The organism is Salimicrobium flavidum, assembly GCF_900156645.1.
Classification (GTDB): Bacteria; Bacillota; Bacilli; order Bacillales; family Halobacillaceae; genus Salimicrobium; species Salimicrobium flavidum.
Window position 1 is genome coordinate 33084 of the sequence record NZ_FTOC01000009.1, and the last position, 16579, is coordinate 49662.

19 protein-coding genes and 2 riboswitches are annotated in these 16579 nt (G+C 46.7%); of the genes, 9 read left to right on the top strand and 10 right to left on the bottom strand.

Annotated elements, in window-relative coordinates:
• Positions 1–20: 20 nt before the first annotated feature.
• The 4 genes from BW944_RS11845 to BW944_RS11860 form a co-directional block, all read right to left on the bottom strand.
• Complete coding sequence (locus BW944_RS11845; RefSeq protein ID WP_076559949.1) at positions 21–836, bottom strand: DUF368 domain-containing protein; 816 nt, start codon at positions 834–836, stop codon at positions 21–23.
• A gap of 58 nt (positions 837–894) precedes the next feature.
• Positions 895–1503, bottom strand: coding sequence for a metal-dependent hydrolase (locus BW944_RS11850; protein WP_076559951.1), 609 nt, complete (start codon positions 1501–1503; stop codon positions 895–897).
• A gap of 110 nt (positions 1504–1613) precedes the next feature.
• Positions 1614–2030: an organic hydroperoxide resistance protein gene (locus tag BW944_RS11855; protein WP_076559953.1), complete on the bottom strand. Its 417-nt coding sequence runs from the start codon at positions 2028–2030 to the stop codon at positions 1614–1616.
• A gap of 67 nt (positions 2031–2097) precedes the next feature.
• Positions 2098–2379, bottom strand: coding sequence for a YkvA family protein (locus tag BW944_RS11860; RefSeq protein ID WP_076559955.1), 282 nt, complete (start codon positions 2377–2379; stop codon positions 2098–2100).
• A 92-nt stretch (positions 2380–2471) separates the two neighbouring features.
• Between BW944_RS11860 and BW944_RS11865 the strand changes: the two genes are divergently transcribed.
• Positions 2472–3038: an NADPH-dependent FMN reductase gene (locus BW944_RS11865; protein WP_076559957.1), complete on the top strand. Its 567-nt coding sequence runs from the start codon at positions 2472–2474 to the stop codon at positions 3036–3038.
• Between the two features lie 31 nt (positions 3039–3069).
• On the opposite strand, the gene BW944_RS15425 is transcribed toward BW944_RS11865, so the two are convergent.
• The 4 genes from BW944_RS15425 to BW944_RS11885 all read right to left on the bottom strand — a co-directional run bounded on the left by BW944_RS15425 (position 3070) and on the right by BW944_RS11885 (position 6962).
• Positions 3070–3687 (bottom strand): lytic transglycosylase domain-containing protein, encoded by a 618-nt coding sequence (locus BW944_RS15425; RefSeq protein ID WP_407690086.1) that lies wholly within the window; start codon positions 3685–3687, stop codon positions 3070–3072.
• Positions 3688–3782: 95 nt separating this feature from the next.
• On the bottom strand, positions 3783–3986 hold the full coding sequence (locus tag BW944_RS11875; protein ID WP_076559959.1) for a zinc ribbon domain-containing protein: 204 nt from the start codon (positions 3984–3986) through the stop codon (positions 3783–3785).
• Between the two features lie 144 nt (positions 3987–4130).
• Positions 4131–5459: an FAD-dependent oxidoreductase gene (locus BW944_RS11880; protein ID WP_143525712.1), complete on the bottom strand. Its 1329-nt coding sequence runs from the start codon at positions 5457–5459 to the stop codon at positions 4131–4133.
• Between the two features lie 54 nt (positions 5460–5513).
• Positions 5514–6962 (bottom strand): aldehyde dehydrogenase family protein, encoded by a 1449-nt coding sequence (locus tag BW944_RS11885; RefSeq protein WP_076559961.1) that lies wholly within the window; start codon positions 6960–6962, stop codon positions 5514–5516.
• Between the two features lie 145 nt (positions 6963–7107).
• Between BW944_RS11885 and BW944_RS11890 the strand changes: the two genes are divergently transcribed.
• From BW944_RS11890 to BW944_RS11900, 3 genes are read left to right on the top strand one after another with little or no spacing between them, the layout of a single operon-like run.
• A complete protein-coding gene (locus BW944_RS11890) occupies positions 7108–8013 on the top strand; it encodes a cation diffusion facilitator family transporter (protein ID WP_456113504.1) in 906 nt (301 codons plus the stop codon).
• Positions 8006–8299, top strand: a complete 294-nt coding sequence (locus tag BW944_RS11895; RefSeq protein ID WP_076559963.1) for an ArsR/SmtB family transcription factor — start codon at positions 8006–8008, stop codon at positions 8297–8299. The genes BW944_RS11890 and BW944_RS11895 overlap by 8 nt, the downstream gene beginning before the upstream one ends.
• A 12-nt stretch (positions 8300–8311) precedes the next feature.
• A complete protein-coding gene (locus BW944_RS11900; protein WP_076559965.1) occupies positions 8312–8833 on the top strand; it encodes a GNAT family N-acetyltransferase in 522 nt (173 codons plus the stop codon).
• A 487-nt stretch (positions 8834–9320) separates the two neighbouring features.
• Here the strand turns inward: BW944_RS11900 and BW944_RS11910 are convergent, their stop codons facing one another.
• A complete protein-coding gene (locus BW944_RS11910; RefSeq protein ID WP_076559969.1) occupies positions 9321–9746 on the bottom strand; it encodes a pyridoxamine 5'-phosphate oxidase family protein in 426 nt (141 codons plus the stop codon).
• A 169-nt stretch (positions 9747–9915) separates the two neighbouring features.
• On the opposite strand from BW944_RS11910, the gene BW944_RS11915 reads away from it, so the two are divergent.
• From BW944_RS11915 to BW944_RS11920, 3 genes are all read left to right on the top strand, one after another.
• Positions 9916–10290, top strand: coding sequence for a carbonic anhydrase (locus tag BW944_RS11915; RefSeq protein WP_076559971.1), 375 nt, complete (start codon positions 9916–9918; stop codon positions 10288–10290).
• A 27-nt stretch (positions 10291–10317) separates the two neighbouring features.
• Entirely contained in the window at positions 10318–10443 is a 126-nt protein-coding gene (locus tag BW944_RS15365) for a hypothetical protein (protein ID WP_268794110.1), read from the top strand.
• 75 nt (positions 10444–10518) lie between these two features.
• Positions 10519–10623, top strand: a riboswitch (SAM riboswitch).
• Between the two features lie 315 nt (positions 10624–10938).
• Entirely contained in the window at positions 10939–11841 is a 903-nt protein-coding gene (locus BW944_RS11920) for a DMT family transporter (RefSeq protein WP_076559973.1), read from the top strand.
• Here the strand turns inward: BW944_RS11920 and BW944_RS11925 are convergent.
• Positions 11786–12475, bottom strand: a complete 690-nt coding sequence (locus tag BW944_RS11925) for a class I SAM-dependent methyltransferase (RefSeq protein WP_076559975.1) — start codon at positions 12473–12475, stop codon at positions 11786–11788. The two genes, BW944_RS11920 and BW944_RS11925, sit on opposite strands and share 56 nt — an antisense overlap.
• Before the next feature lie 74 nt (positions 12476–12549).
• A riboswitch (cobalamin riboswitch) is annotated at positions 12550–12726 on the top strand.
• Positions 12727–12844: 118 nt separating this feature from the next.
• On the opposite strand from BW944_RS11925, the gene BW944_RS11930 reads away from it, so the two are divergent.
• Positions 12845–15028, top strand: coding sequence for a ribonucleoside-diphosphate reductase subunit alpha (locus BW944_RS11930; RefSeq protein ID WP_076559977.1), 2184 nt, complete (start codon positions 12845–12847; stop codon positions 15026–15028).
• 356 nt (positions 15029–15384) lie between these two features.
• Entirely contained in the window at positions 15385–16419 is a 1035-nt protein-coding gene (locus tag BW944_RS11935; protein WP_076559979.1) for a ribonucleotide-diphosphate reductase subunit beta, read from the top strand.
• Positions 16420–16579: the final 160 nt, after the last annotated feature.

Genomic DNA, 16579 nt, shown 5'->3' on the forward strand with positions numbered 1-16579 from the left:
AATCCCCTTTCTTAACTTTGTTACTTATACTCTACACGACCGAGGCCCCATGCCGCAAACAAACCGCCGAGAAATGCCAGTACACTGACGAAAAGCATCGTTGCATTTCCGGACAGGCCAGGATAAATGACGACGACAGAGCCTAACACAAGACCGATGATCACCGCGTACGTTCCTGACGTATAATGATCCAGGAAGTACTTGACGATTTTACTCATCACCACGATCCCGATGGCGATACCTGCACCGACAACGGCAATAACATCCAACTGAAGATTGGATACCCCTTCGATGACTGTAGTGTAAACCCCGATGATCAAAAGCAAAAAGGAACCGCTGATTCCCGGTAGAATCATCGCACTGCTCGCAATCATCCCCGAGAAAAACAGAAGCAGATACATCCCGGAGGACAAATTACCGATAGCTTCTGATTCTTCCGGCTGAAAGAAGGCGAGCGAACTCACCACAAGCGCGCCAATCAGCATCAATACATAATGTTTCATCCTGAAATTATACTTCATCTCAGCTTTCTTACTGAGAAATGGTAACACCCCGATAATCAATCCCAGAAAGAAAAACTTCGTCTGAGCGGGGTAGTGGTCGAACAACCACTCGATCACATTCGCCAAAAGCAGAATGGACGTCACGACACCGATGCCAAGCGGCAACAGGAATTTCAGATGACGCTTCCATTCCTTACTGAAAAAACCGTTTATCGCCTCAATCAAACGATCATAAATACCGAGCACTACAGCGATGGTACCACCGCTCACTCCCGGGACCACATCACTCGCCCCCATCATCATACCCCGATATATATTCTTCCATTCCCACATATAAAACGTGCTCCTTCATTTTCAGTTATAGTAACCTTACTCATTGTACCAAACAATTCTACAATGCCAATAACAAGTACCATACGTTTACGATGATTAAGACAAATGTAACAATTCTTTCAATGACAGAGCCTGTTTTGAAAGTTACGAAAAAAGAATAGTGTTTTCTGCTGAACGGATAGAATAAGGGGATTCCTTTTTTCGTAATAAAATCCGCGAACAGATGAGAGGTACTCCCGATAATCAGACCTCCGAAATAGTACCAGGGGAGTCCGAGAAGCCATTGGACAAAATAACTGTAACCCACAAGGAAAAGTAGAAAACACAGGGAATGCGTTATCTTCCGGTGTCCTCTGATCATCAACAGAATAGGGAGCAACAGCATAACGAATGTTTTCAAAGGCTCTCTGTATGTATCAAAAATAGCCGGAAAAAATAAATAAGCTGCTAAAGCGATCGTAAATAAGGTGATCAGAATCCTCCAAAACTTCTGTCCGAGCTTCGAGCGTGGTGTATCAATATCAGGCACAAGCGCGCCGAATAATACAAACATAAAGAAAACGAGCATCTCAAGCGGTCGTTCCGGAAGAAACGGGAGCGCAGGTAGCATCGTGACAGCTGCGACCCCGAAAGTGAACCCGACGACCTGATGTCCTGGTGCCATCATGATAAAAACCTCTTTCTTCAAACATACATTCGCCTATTTATCATACCTTATTTTTTTAAGACACACAAAAACCCGGACAAGAAAAATGTCCGGGCTTTGCATTACTTCTATTATTCAGCTGTCACATTCAACTCTACATTAATGTTTCCGCTCGTGGCTTTCGAGTAAGGGCAGACTTTATGAGCTTCGTTTGCAAGCTCTTCTGCTTCTTCCTGAGAAACGCCTTTCACTTTAATGTTAAGAGTGACGCCTATTTTAAGACCACCATCAGCGGAGTCTTTCATAAGGCTGACCTCTCCAGTTACTGTAGAGTCTATATCTTTTTTCTTCTTATCCGCTACCAAATTCAGCGCACCGTCAAAGCAGGCAGAATAACCGGCTGCGAAAAGCTGTTCAGGGTTCGAACCTTTTTCACTGCTTTCACCTGGCTGTGCCAGTTGAAGATCAACTAATCCATCTTCGGATTTTACGTGACCGTTACGGCCGCCTTCTACTGTTGCGCGGGATGTGAACATTACTTCGCTCATAAAATAACCACTCCTTGAATTTGATATTTCTTCTTTCCTTTCACTGTATACCTTACCACTCGCAATTTTAAACCTCGTCCTCTAACTTATATTCTTCTTTCAGCGATTCAGGGGCCATTTTAACGATTTGCTGAAGAATAAATGTAAGTACAGCAACATCATCGATGATGCCGAAAAGAACCAGAAAATCAGGGATAAGATCCCAGGGGAACAGGATATACAGGAAAGCCAGCAATACAGCTCCTCCTTTTTTAACCCCTTTCACTTCTCTCGAACGAAAAAAAGATACCAGAAACGGAATAGATTTACGAAACTGAAACAAAAATTTGACTCTTCTCCAGAACTTCACAGAAAACCTCCTATTCTGTCTTAATTGCCTATGAAACTTGTATGCTTTAATATAATCATTAGTAGTACCTGTCTTTTGAAGGAGGAACCGACGTGAATATTGTATTGCTGAATGGTACGCTCACCGGCACCAAAACGGAAACGATGCTCGCTACCGTTGAAAACTATATGAAAGAAACAGCTCCTGAGATAACGTTAGAGAATATAAACCTGAAACACTATGACCTTCAATTCGTAGATGGCCGCCCACCTGAAGACTACAATGATGACATGAAGCGCCTGATCCATTCAATTGAAGAAGCGGACGGCTACATTATAGCTACGCCTGTGTTCCAGGGCGGAATCCCTGGCGTGCTTAAAAATATATTCGACGCCATATCTCCATTGTCCATGCGCTACAAGCCGGTGTCGATCGTCGCTGTCGGTGGGACACTTCAGCATCATCTCGTCATCGAAAATCAGCTGAAACCGGTGCTTGACTATTTCCGCTGTCTGATCACTCCAAACTATGTGTATGCCCACCCCGGTCACTTCACGGATGATAAACAGTTGGAAAACGAAGAGGTGAAAAACCGGCTACGGGAAATGAGCGATATATTCCTGCGCTATTTGGAAATGGGACGGTATCTTTCGCCATACAAGCCGGATTTATACCAATAGAAAATAGCACCCCATGGAGAGGTGCTATTTTTTATGCAGTTCCGAGCACTTTTCTTACATAGTTCTGCGTCTCTTCAAAAGGAGGGATACCTCCATGTTTGTCCACGTTACCAGGCCCTGCATTATAAGCAGCGAGCGCTAGTTGTTCATTTCCGTCATAGCGGGATAGCATATCACGTAAGTACATCGTTCCCCCCATAACATTCTCCTTCGGGTTCATAGGGTCCTTCACTCCGAGTCCTTCCGCCGTTCCTGGCATAAGCTGCATCAGCCCCTGAGCCCCAGCATGACTGACAGCTTCAGGATTGAAATTCGACTCCGCCTGAATGACCGAACGTATGAGATTCTCCTGTACACCGAATTTCTCAGAAGCTTCACGGATGATTCCATCTATGTCGCTGTCCTCACGTTGGATTGGGCTCGAAACATCCGTTATGGCAGGTGCCTGCGCTCCGGAAAAAACTTGGACCGAAGTGAGATTCTGCGCCTTCTCAGGGGCTTGGGTCAGATTATTCATCGAAGCCTCGAGTATGCTTTGGAACATCATCTGTTGCATCCCTGATCCGAAACTTTTTCCTCCCTGTCTCTCTCCCTGAAGGGTTCTCATCGCCTGCATTTGCATCATGGACTGAAAATCAATCGTATTGATCAATAGCCTTACCTCCGCTACATGATATTTCTTTAATCATACTTTAATGAACAGGAATGAACAACTGTTTTTTCAGGGTACCATCGATTAGGTAGCTATCCGAAAAACAAGTCGAAGATATCACTCCCTTTGGAGGATGCCTTGTTGTAAAACTCAGAGTATCCACAGTTCTCACAATATACTACGGTGAATTTATTGTCTTGCACATCGAACATTTTCGAAAGTCCGGATCCGGTCATCGATACATCTTTTGTACCAGCTTTCGTGCTACCGCATTTAATACAACCTTTTTCACTCATGGTTCCACTCCTTATTCGCTATGTTAGTTTTCGTTTTTGATTTTCGTCTCTACGGGGGGAAGCTTGCCGCGGGCATGGTGGAAACTTCCCGCAGGCGTCTCCACCTTCGTTCCTTCAATCAACGCTAGACGTCGAAGAGGCTTTTTATTTCGCCCGTCTTGCAGCTTGCTGTAAAGGGTCCCACACGCTGTTGTAAGGAGGGGCATATGCAAGATCGAGATCGAGTAGATCCTCTGTGGTCATTTCATTATAAAGGGCTGTAGCCATCACATCGATCCGTTTATCGACACCGTCCGGTCCGATAATCTGAACGCCGAGCAACCGCTTCGTATCCGGCTGATAGAAAAGCTTCAGGGACATAGGTGCTTCGTCCGAATAATAACCGGCTGCATGTGTAGCCTGCATCGATACCGTTTCAAACGGTATATTTTCTTCTTTCGCTTCTTTTTCCGACAACCCGGTCTTTCCGATGGTAAGGTCAAAGAATTTCAGAATAGAGGTGCCGACGATCCCTTTGAAAGCTCTCCGCTGTCCGCTCAGGACTTGACCCAGGATACGACCCTGCTTGTTGGCATGTGTTCCGAGCGGGATAAAGTCATTTCTCTCTTTGATACGATGGAACTGCACGGCACAATCACCGGCCGCATAAATATGAGGCACATTCGTTTCCATGAATCGATTTATTTCTATAGCTCCGCTCTTCGTCGTATGCATTCCTGTACTGGTAAGAAAATTCGTGTTCGGAGCAACTCCCGTCGCTACGATAAGGAGGTCGGTCCTATACTCATTCTTATCCGTTACCACCTTTTGGATGCGTTCCTCTCCTTCAAGGTGGGCGACCGACTCGTTCAAAGTGATTTCAACTCCGTGTTTCTCGGCCTCCTGGCCGATCAATGCTCCCATATCCGCATCCACCATGGAACCGGGATAGTCGCTTCTACTGATGATACGGACATCTTTACCGATTTGCTTGAAATTTTCAGCTACTTCAAGACCGATATAACCACTTCCTATAATCGTCACCTTGTTCACTTCAGCGGTCACGTCTTCCATTATTTTTTCAATGTCTGGTATCGTCTTTACTACATGAACTCCTGCAAGATCGACTCCCTCCCACGGGGGAATCACGGGGCTTGCTCCTGAAGCTATGACAAGCTCGTCATACTTCTCCTCGAAGTTCATACCGTCCCCATCCACACCGTAAACGACCTTCAGATCACTATCTACGGCATTTACTTCATGGTTCACCCGGGCATCGATACCGTATTTCTCCCTGAACGTCTCCACGTCCCGGGCAATCAGGTCATCCGTCGAGGACACGCCCCCGCCGATGACATATGGAAGCCCACACTGGCCATATGAATAGATTTCACCTTTTTCAAGGACGACGATTTCAGGATTATCGGTATTACGAACGACTTGCATGGCTGCACTCATTCCCGCGGCATCGCCGCCTACAACTACTAATTTCACATTCATCCCCCCAAGCTGCAAAGTAGACTTTCTTCTTCCTTTACGAGTACCAATCTAAAAAGGGTACTCCCGGTATCCGTTCATGACGCTGATCCATTTCACCGTGGTGAATTTATCCAGCGCCCATTCTCCACCGAAGCGGCCGATTCCGGATTGTTTTTCTCCACCGAATGCTACGTGCGCTTCATCATTCACGGACTGATCATTGACGTGGATCATGCCGGTATTGACCTGCTTCGCCACTTCCACACCCCGGTACACATCCGTTGTGAACACGGAGCCGGAGAGCCCATAAGGAGTACCGTTGGCGGTTTCCACAGCTTCCTGCTCATCTGACACTTTAATGATGGAAGCGACCGGCCCGAAGACTTCTTCTTTAGCTAATGTTTTTTCATTATCCATATTCGTCAATATCGTAGGATGAAGGACGTTACCTTCCGCTTTTCCACCTGTGAGCAATTTTCCGCCCTCCTCGATGGATTTGTCGATTCCTTCAAGAATACGGTCGACCTCCTCCCTCGCGATAAGTGGTCCGACCATCGTCTTCTCATCTTTCGGATCGCCGTAAGGAAGACTTTCCGCTTTTTCTTTGAATTTCCGTACGAACTCCTCGTGTACATCTTCATGCACGATGAACCGGTTCAAAGACATGCAGATTTGTCCCTGATGCAAATATTTTCCGAAAGCAGCCGCTTCCACCGCCTTATCGATATCTGCATCTTCAAGGACGATCATGGCATTGTTGCCCCCGAGTTCAAGAGCCGTGTCTTTGATGTGCTTCCCTGCAAGTTCTCCGATATGACTACCTACTTCCGTGGAACCGGTAAATGAAAACATTTCAGGAATCGGATGAGTAATGAAGTCATCCCCGATTTCAGATCCCCGTCCGACTACTACGTTGATCAACCCTTCAGGAAATCCTGCCTCTGCTGTCAACTCCGCAAGCAGAAGTCCAGACGTAACCGGAGTGTGTGAAGCCGGCTTGATCACGACACTGTTACCGCTGGCGAGAGCCGGTGCCAGCGACCGGGTCGTTAAGTGAAAAGGGAAGTTCCATGGCCCGATAACACCTATGACACCCTTAGGGTTGCGGTACACTCTGTTTTCTTTCCCGGGGGTATTGGAAGGGAGAATTTCTCCTTTCATACGTGTCGGAAAAGAAGCAGACTCCGTAACGATATCAAGAGCAGCTCCGTATTCGACTTCAGCTTTCACTCTAGTACTTCCTGCTTCTGTAATCAGCCAGTCGATGATTTCTTCTTTCCTCTCTTTGATCACTTCGATCCATTTCAGGAAAATTTCCCGCTGCTCTGCAGGGGTCTTTTCTTTCCATTCCTGTTGAGCTTTTTCTGCTGATTGGTAAGCTTCATCCAAATCTTTTGAATCAGCGGATGGGATCGTTGCAATCAGCTCATCACTGTAAGGATTTCTGTTTTCAATCGTTTTATCACTCGAACCTTTTTTCCATTCTCCGTTCACATACTGGGATGTATAAGTTTTCATACGTATCGCCTCCGTCCATAGTATTCTTCTTAATTATTCACTCTTCCCCGCTTCCTGAAACATCTCTTCACATGACAACCGATTCATGGCTTCCATTTCCCGGCCCCATATGTTATTATATGAACATATAATCATATATAAAGGAGTGAGAACGTTGGGACACCACCATCATCACAGTCACGATACAACCGGAAATATCAAAGTCGCGTTTTTTCTCAACTTCTTTTTCACCATCATTGAGTTAATCGGCGGCATTCTCACAAATAGTATCGCCATCATCTCGGATGCCCTGCACGATCTTGGGGACTCGCTTTCTCTCGGCCTTGCCTGGTTTCTACAGAAGTTTTCAAACAAAGACCATTCGAAGGATTTTTCCTTTGGGTATAAACGATTTTCTCTGTTAGCCGCTCTCATCAACAGTGTCGTTCTGATTGTCGGCTCCATCTTCATTTTAACCGAAGCCATCCCGAGATTGTGGAATCCGGAAACTCCTAACACATGGGGGATGATGGGGCTGGCTATACTTGGCATAGCCGTAAACGGAGCAGCCGTCTTCCGGTTGCGTGGAGGAGAATCCATGAACCAGAAGGTCATGTCCTGGCACATGCTCGAAGACGTATTAGGTTGGGTAGCGGTTTTCATCGTAGGTCTTGTCATGACGTTTTTTGACCTGCCTATCCTCGACCCTGTCGCTTCGATAGGAATCACCCTATTCATTCTCTACAATGTCATCGTAAATCTCATCAAAACGATGAGACTTTTCCTGGAAGCAGTTCCCGATTCTGTAGATCTCGAGAAAATCAGACGGGATATCCAACAACTGCCCGAGGTCCGTTCGACTCACCACACCCATCTCTGGTCACTGGACGGAGAGCATCACGCCTTTTCTACGCATGCAGTGGTAGCGTCGGAGGCGACGAAAGAGGAAGTGTGCCACGTGAAAGAATCGATCAAATCGATCGTCAGTCCGATCCACCTGGATCATATGACGATAGAAATCGAATACGAAGACGAGTTCTGCAGCATGGCCGAGGAGGGAGCGCATGGCTGAGTTCGATAACGAAGAAACCATCCGTAAGACAGCAGATACATTCAAGGTGTTGTCCGACCCGACAAGAATAAGGATTCTCCATTTTCTTTGTAAGAAGGAATCTTCCGTATCCGACATCGCTTCTGAGCTCGACCTGAAACAGTCGACGGTATCTCACCAGCTACGTACACTGAAGCTTTATCGTCTGGTTACTTTCCGGAGAGAAGGTACAAGCATATACTATACATTCGATGACGATCACGTGATGCAGACGCTTGAACAGATGATCGAGCACATCGAAGAATGACAGGAGGCCCTTATGGAATTCAGAAAAACACGCAAAGATGATCTACCGGAAATCATGCCGATGATACACGAAGCCCAGCAAAAGTTCCGCGCTCAGGGCATCAGCCAGTGGGTGGACGGGTATCCTGATGCCGAAACCATTTCTTCCGATGTGGACAAGGGAGAAAGTTATGTACTCGCAGATGAAAAAGAAATTGTAGCAAGCACGGTCATCTCCTCTCGTCAAGAAGTCACCTATCGCACCATTCACGAAGGAGAGTGGCTGAGCGATGCAGACTATCTGGTAGTCCACCGGCTCGTAGTGAAAGAAGACAGGAAAAATGAAAGACTCGCTTCCCTCCTTCTCCAGAAAACAGAAGAGATAGCAGAAGACCTATCGATCATGAGTATAAAAATCGACACTCATGAAGAGAATCTACCGATGCAGAACCTGCTGAAGAAGAACAGCTATGAGTATTGCGGGGTTATCTATCTCGAGGATGGAAGCAAACGTCTCGCCTATGAGAAAAAAAGAAAAGTGGAAGCTTCCGTTTAGAAGCTAATGGCTAAGCAGGAAGCTTCGTCTTCGGGGGGCTTTTCCCGGAGAAAAGGTTACTGCTTAGACATGCGCTTCTGGAAGCTGAAGCTGGACAAAGAAAAGTGGAATCACACGTTTAGGAGTTCTGAAGTAAGCAGGGGTTTCTCTTTTCAGGTGGTCTTTCCTGAAAAAGAAATTACTGCTTAGGGCATGGACTTCTGGGTGATGCAACTGGACAAGAAAAGTGGAAGCTTCGTTCAGCAATTTAAATAATAACTCTGTTAAAGCCTATTCTTGATCATAGGAACGGAAGGTGGGGGGGACGCCTGCGGGACTGGCATGGAAGGGAAATCACCCGGAACGACTAGAGGAAGTTTCGGGAAGTTTCCGCCATGACCGCGGCAAGCTTCCACCTGAAGAGACGAGTATCAACAACAAACGATAACAGAGTGTAAATAATAAACAAACCGCGTACTATCACCATTGATAGTACGCGGTTTTAATTCTACATATCAAGTTGTTCAGGCGTATCCTCGGAATCATTCATGAGACGGATCGTTTCAGGGAAAATTTCAAGAACGATATATTCCGGATCTTCTTTCCCGTCAAACCAGTGTTTCATATGCTCATTCCATATCCGGGTCTTTATATCCTGGTCCTCGCGGATCTGCGCCTGTCCCTGGATTTCCAGGTAGGCATCCCCCGAACCTTCTCCTTCATACCCGATCAAAATGTGTACGAACGGATTCCCATCGATTTCTTCCGCTTTATACGTTTCTTTATTGGTCGGTGTGAACAAGGTCAGATTCTCGTCGTGCTGGAATGTCATGTAGCGGGTATGCGGCTTGTTATTTTTAACGGTGGCCAGCGTCCCTACATTGTGATTCCTTAGTATATTGCTGACGCGTTCTTTCAATTCCTCATGCTTCATGGTCATTCTCCTCTCAGTAATCATTCTGCTTACTGCTATTTCCTTACAATCCATCGTTTAAACCATTAATAAGAATTATATGCTCTGCCGTTTTGTTTTTTTGTAAAATTCGCTATACTTAACTTGTATAACAAAAACCATATTCATCTTACATAAGGAGGAATTTTTTATGTCTTTTGCTACGGCTATCAACTGTATGGACGGAAGAGTCCAGCTCCCTGTCATTCACTGGATGAAGGAAAAATACGGAGTGGATTACATCGATATGATCACTGAAGCGGGACCGAACAAAACACTGCTCGAAGGGTCTTCTTCTCAGCTCGAAGAAATCAAAAAGAAAGTTCTCGTCTCGACGGAAAAACATGACTCCAAAGTGATTGCCGTCGCCGGTCATCATGACTGCGCAGGAAACCCGGTGGACCGCCCACAAAAAGAAAAAGAAATCAGACGCTCCGTGGAATTGATTGAAAAATGGGAGCTCGGCGCTACCGTTCTAGGTCTGTACGTCAACGAAAACTGGGAAGTGGAAATGATAACAGAGTGACCTTCCCACTGAGGAGGGAGAGATTTCATGAAAGAATTCGTCGGGTACTGCGCTGCATGTGAAGCGGAAATACACTGCAGAGACGGCTTTCTTGACGGTATCATCGCGGATGATAAAACGCTCTTTTGTTTTCAATGCGGAAAAAACAAGTGAGGATTGTCAGAAAACTCTACGCTTTCTTCGAAGAAAGCGTAGAATTTTACTTACAATTTAAAATATTCACGCAACTTCTTATCCAGAGAGACGGAGGGACTGCCCCTGCGAAGTCTCGGCAACCAGTGATTCTTAACCGCCCGGTGCCAAATTCAGAGCACACCTGTGCGAAGATGAGAAGGACAAGCTTGGTTTATTGCTTTATTCCTACATTTACCAAGCCCCTTCTCGCTCCGTGCAGAAGGGGCTTTTTCTATTATGAGGAGGATTTGAAACGGTTCGGGAAGGAAGTTATTCCGCTCGTCAAAGAGAAAGAAGAGGCATTGAAGAAGGAAGGGGTACTCCTATGAAGTCGTTAGGCATATCAGGCAGGTCAACCCGCGAAAATCACTTCAGGAACAGTATTGACGTCTCCCTCACCCGGGAGGCGTATTTTCTTTCCTTTCCTGAACTGGTAAGATAAAGAAACCGGCAATTGTTACGGAGGTGAATACAATGAGCAGAAGAATGTCTATGCTATCGATTGCGGGTGGTGCCGCTCTCTGGGGAATCATAGGACTTTTCGTTACATACCTGTATGAGTTCGGCTTCACGCCGGTGCAGGTCGTAGCTGTACGTGTAGCCAGTGCGGCTGTATTGTTACTACTTTATACATATTTCACGAGCAAACAAAGTCTTCGCATCCATTGGAAAGACAGCCATTATTTCATAGGTACAGGAATTATCAGCATCGTGTTTTTCAATCTCTGTCTGTTCATAGCCATGGATGAAACCTCCATCGCCATCGCCGTCACCCTGTTGTACACAGCCCCGGCTTTCGTAACGGTCTTTTCACGTTTTCTTTTCGGTGAACTGTTTACAGGAAGCAAAATCACCGCGCTTTTCACGACGCTCATAGGATGCGCTCTAGTGGTAGGCCTCTACCCGTACACTGGATTTGAACTGTCCGTTTACGGCGTGATAGCGGGATTGGGCTCAGGGTTTTTCTACGCCCTTTACAGCATCTTCGCCACCTACGCGCTTCGTAAATACTCTTCTGTCACTGTAACCGTTTATACGTTCGTGTTCGCAAGCGTAGCCATTCTTCCGTTTGCCGGACTAGGGAGTCTCAGCTCGGCTTTCGCACAGCCGGCTACATGGGTGAATATCATCGGTATCGGACTTTTCTCCACCACGCTCGCTTTTTTGTTCTATACGAAGGGGTTAGAGAAAGTCGAATCGAGCAAAGCTTCGATCATCGCGACCATCGAGCCGGTCGTCGCCACCCTGATCAGCTTCTTCGTATTCCGGGAGCTGCTGGATAGCTGGCAGATCTTCGGGTTTCTGTTAGTGATCACAGCTGTCATTCTCGTTCAGGAGCGCTCCCGTCCTTCTTTCTTAAAGCGAAAAGTGTCATGAACGAAACCGCCTGTTCGAACATTGGGTTGGCCAGGTCTTCCGGAGCCCCTTCTTTAGGCACGGAAGACCTCCCCTCCACAATCCAGCCATGATTCTGTGCAAGTCTCTCGAACTCCCACGGCATCATCGTATTGCAGACGACTTCTTCCCCTTCCAGTCTTGGATAACTGTTGGTCCTCGGTCCGGCCACCGGTCCCAATATTCCCGCTATCATCACTCCTCCCGGCTTTACGACCCGTTTTATTTCTTCAATACCCTGAAGCGGGGACGCTACCCATTCCAGGCAGTTGATTACCATAACACCGTCAAACTCCGCCTCGTCAAATGGCAAGGCAGCAAGGTCGGCCTGCAGAAACTGGATACCTTCCCTGCGCTGCTTCGCCATTTCAATCATTTTGGAGGATAAATCGACTCCGGTCACGTCATACCCTTTGTTATGTAGCATTTCACTTCCTTCCCCGTCGCCACATCCAATATCCAGTACCGATGATTTTTCCGGTACAAATGACTGGAAGAAAGGAATCACTTTTTTCCGACTTCCCTCTTTCCACATCTTTTCACTTCTCTCTCCCCAATTCCCGGAAAACTGGTCCCACTTTTCTTCTGCTTTTTCGTGCCATTTTTTATCAATCATTTTTTTCCTCCTTTGTCTTTCACTTTATGTATGATAGAATCAATATATAGTAATCATTTTTAATAAAAACACAATATATAGTACGGAAGATAGATGCTCACAGAGCTTAATAGGGAATCCGGTGCGACTCCGGAGCTGCCCCCGCAACTGTAAGTATCCGCGAAACAGCGTCTCCACTGTAGATCACTACGGGAAGGGCTGGAGTAAGATCGGATACGAGCCAGGAGACCTGTCTGTTTTTCGTCAGGAAAGTTTCACCTTTTTCGGGGTTGGAGAAGATGAAACGATGATGCGTATTTTCTCGTGTCATGGTTTCATCCGCTCCCGCCTATGGAGCGGATTTTTTTATTCCAAAAGGAGGAATCACTTATGACAGTAACCGCAGCAGTTGATTGGAAAAACTGGTTGAGCGATCAGCAGAACTATTTCCCCCAACTCGACTTTTCACGTATAAGCGAAAAAATAACAGACGGGACTTCCGTGGTGCTCGAAGCCCTTGCCGAAATGGACGAAACCGAACCGGGATGGACCTACGTCGCTGCCCGGGCTCATATCGAAAACCTTTATACGGAAGCGATACAAAATCGACATACTTACAAACCTTATCAGGACCTTCACGGACTGATCGAGGCTCTCATTGAAGAGGAGGTTTACGCACCGTCTCTTCTCACCCATTATACCAAAGATGAAATCAATGAACTCGAACATCTTCTCGAGCCTGAGAAGGATCTGCAGTTCACTTATATCGGACTGAAGACTCTCGATGACCGGTATTTGGCGAAAAGGAAAAACGGAAAAACGATGGAGCTTCCCCAGGAAAGATGGCTGATCATCGCCATGAATCTTATGGCGAGTGAGGATACTTCCTCCCGCTTCGATTATATCAAAGAGGCCTACTGGGCACTCAGCAATCTTTACATGACCGTCGCCACACCGACCCTCGCAAATGCGGGTAAATCCCACGGGCAACTCAGTTCATGTTTTATCGAAACCGTCGATGACAGTCTTCAATCCATCTATGACAGTAACACATCCATCGCCAACCTGAGTAAACATGGCGGCGGCATCGGGGTATATCTCGGGAAAATCCGTTCCCGCGGCAGTGATATCAGGGGTTTCAAAGGGGTCTCCTCAGGTATCCTTCCCTGGATGAAACAGCTGAACAACACCGCGGTAAGTGTCGACCAGCTCGGCCAGCGCCAGGGAGCAGTAGCTGTCTATCTCGATGTCTGGCACAAGGATATCTTCTCTTTTCTCGACAGCCGCCTGAATAATGGAGACGAGCGACAGAGAACGCACGACTTGTTCACCGGTATCTCCATCCCGGACTTATTCATGGAAGCTGTCCGGGCCAGAGACGACTGGTATCTGTTCGACCCTCACGAGGTAAGGAATACGATGGGCTTCTCCCTCGAGGACTCCTTCGATGAACAGGAAGGAGAAGGCACGTTCCGTGATCGATATGAAGCCTGTGTCCATAACCCTGACCTCTCCAAAGAAAAAGTCCCTGCCATTGATATCATGAAGCGGATCATGGTCGGACAGCTCGAAACAGGCACACCGTATATGTTCTACCGGGACGAAGTGAACCGGAAAAACCCGAACCACCATACCGGCATGGTTTACTGCAGCAACCTGTGCACTGAGATCACCCAAAATCAGAGTGCCACGACTCAGGAGTCCCAGTACACGGAAAACGGCCAGATCATCACTGTTCATAACCCGGGGGATTTCGTCGTCTGCAACCTGTCGAGCATCAATCTCGGAAAAGCCGTGCCCGATCAGGTACTGGAAAAATTGATTCCGATTCAAGTACGCATGCTCGATAACGTCATAGAAGAAAACCATATCCCCGTCCTGCAGGCGGAACAAACGAACAGTCGGTACCGAGGCATCGGACTCGGCACATTCGGCTGGGCTCACTTATTGGCTCAGAATAAGATCGCCTGGGAATCCGACGAAGCTGTCCAATACACGGAAGACGTCTATGAAAAAATATCTTATTTAACTATTGAAGCGAGCAGTGATTTGGCAAAAGAAAAAGGGAGTTACCCTCTTTTTGAAGGCTCCGATTGGGACACGGGCGCCTATTTTACGAAACGGGGGCTGAAAAACGCGGATTGGAAAACTCTTGAAGATAAAGTGCATAAGGACGGATTGCGAAATGGCTATCTCATGGCCGTCGCTCCAAACTCCAGCACCTCACTCATTGCAGGGAGTTCTGCGAGCATCGATCCGATATTCAAAAAATTCTATTCCGAAGAGAAAAAGGATTTCAAAATCCCGGTCACAGCTCCGGATCTCAGCCCGGAAAACTTCTGGTACTATAAGTCCGCCCATGACATCGACCAGCACTGGAGCATCGCTCAAAACGCCCGGAGACAACAGTTCATCGATCAGTCGATATCTTTCAATCTCTATGTGAGAAACGATATCCATGCCAAAGATCTGTTGAACCTTCACCTCGACGCGTGGGAAAAAGGATTGAAAACTACCTATTACACAAGGTCCACCTCCGGCACCGACTATGACGAATGCGAAAGCTGCACGTAAAAGAAAAGCGGAAGCTTCCGCTTAGAAGCTATGGGCTAAGCAGAACGAGCAGAAGAAAGGCGGTTTTTCCTTTCTCTGATTGGACTGCTTAGAACACGAGCTTCTGGAAGCTGCAACTGGATCAAGAAAAGCGGAGCCGAGTGCTTATCCCTGTTCGCATAAGTAGAAACGACAAAGAAAAGCGTCCTTTCTTTTCATTGGCAGAGCTACTTATGTCGCTCAGGGCTACGAGGCAAAGCTAGACAAAAAGCGGAATCACCCATTTAGAAGTTTCAATAAAAATGGACGCGCCTGCGGAACCAGCATGAGCCGAAACCATATAAAATAACACCCTCTTTTTGAAAGGAGCACTAAGCATGACTATACAAAAAAGATCCCTCGTCGACTATGAAGCACCTAACCGCTCGACAGGCATCATTAACGGCAGAACTTCGAATGTCCTGAACTGGGATGATACAAGGTTCGCCTGGGCTTATCCGATGTACAAAAATATGCTACAAAACTTCTGGATCCCCGATGAAATCAATATGAGCAATGACCTGAAACAGTGGCCGGAACTCTCTGAACGGGAACAGCAGTCCTTTAAAAAAATCATCGGTCTGCTCGCTTTCCTCGATTCGATCCAGACAGATTACTCAGGAAAAATTTCGGACTACCTCACTGATTCAAGTTTGGCAGCCCTTATGCAGGTGCTTTCTTTCCAGGAAGTCGTACACAACCAGTCGTATTCCTATATACTATCCACACTGGTCCCTTCTGCAGAGCAGGAAGAGATTTTCGATTACTGGAAACACGATCCGATTCTTCAAAAACGGAATGAATTCATCACAGACGGCTACCAGGAGTTCATCGATGATCCATCACCGGAAAGCTTCCTGAAGTCATGCGTATACGACGTCGTGCTCGAAGGATTATTCTTCTACGCCGGATTCGCCTTTTTCTACAACCTGGCCCGTAATCAGAAAATGGTTTCCACCTCCACGATGATCAATTACATCAACAGGGACGAGCAGATTCACGTAAACCTGTTCGCACGTATTTTCAATGAAACGTTGAACGAACAGACCCAACTCGACCAGGAAAAATTCCATCAATTCGCCCAGGACACTCTAAAGGAAGCTGCGGAGCTTGAAATAGAATGGGCCCGTCATATCATCGGGGAGGACTTCCCCGGTATCCCGATGGTGGATCTTGAGAGCTATATCCGCTTCACTGCAAACACACGAGCCCAACAATTGGGTGCGGAAAGACCATTCCCGGAACACCGGAAGAATCCGATGCGCTGGATTCGCGCCTATCAGAATGTTGACGAAGGAAAATCCGATTTCTTCGAACAAAAATCGAGACAGTACACGAAAGTATCAGAAGATAACGGGTTCGACGATCTGTAAAGCGCCCTAAAGCTTCTCGCTGGAAATAAAAAATGAGCCGGATGCGCTCCTCTAATGTGAGGAACCCATCCGGTTTTACTAAAGTTTAATGTTGAAAGCCCTATAAAAAACAGAACTTCCAAGCTTTGCGGAAGTTCTGTTTTTTATAGGGCTTTCAGCA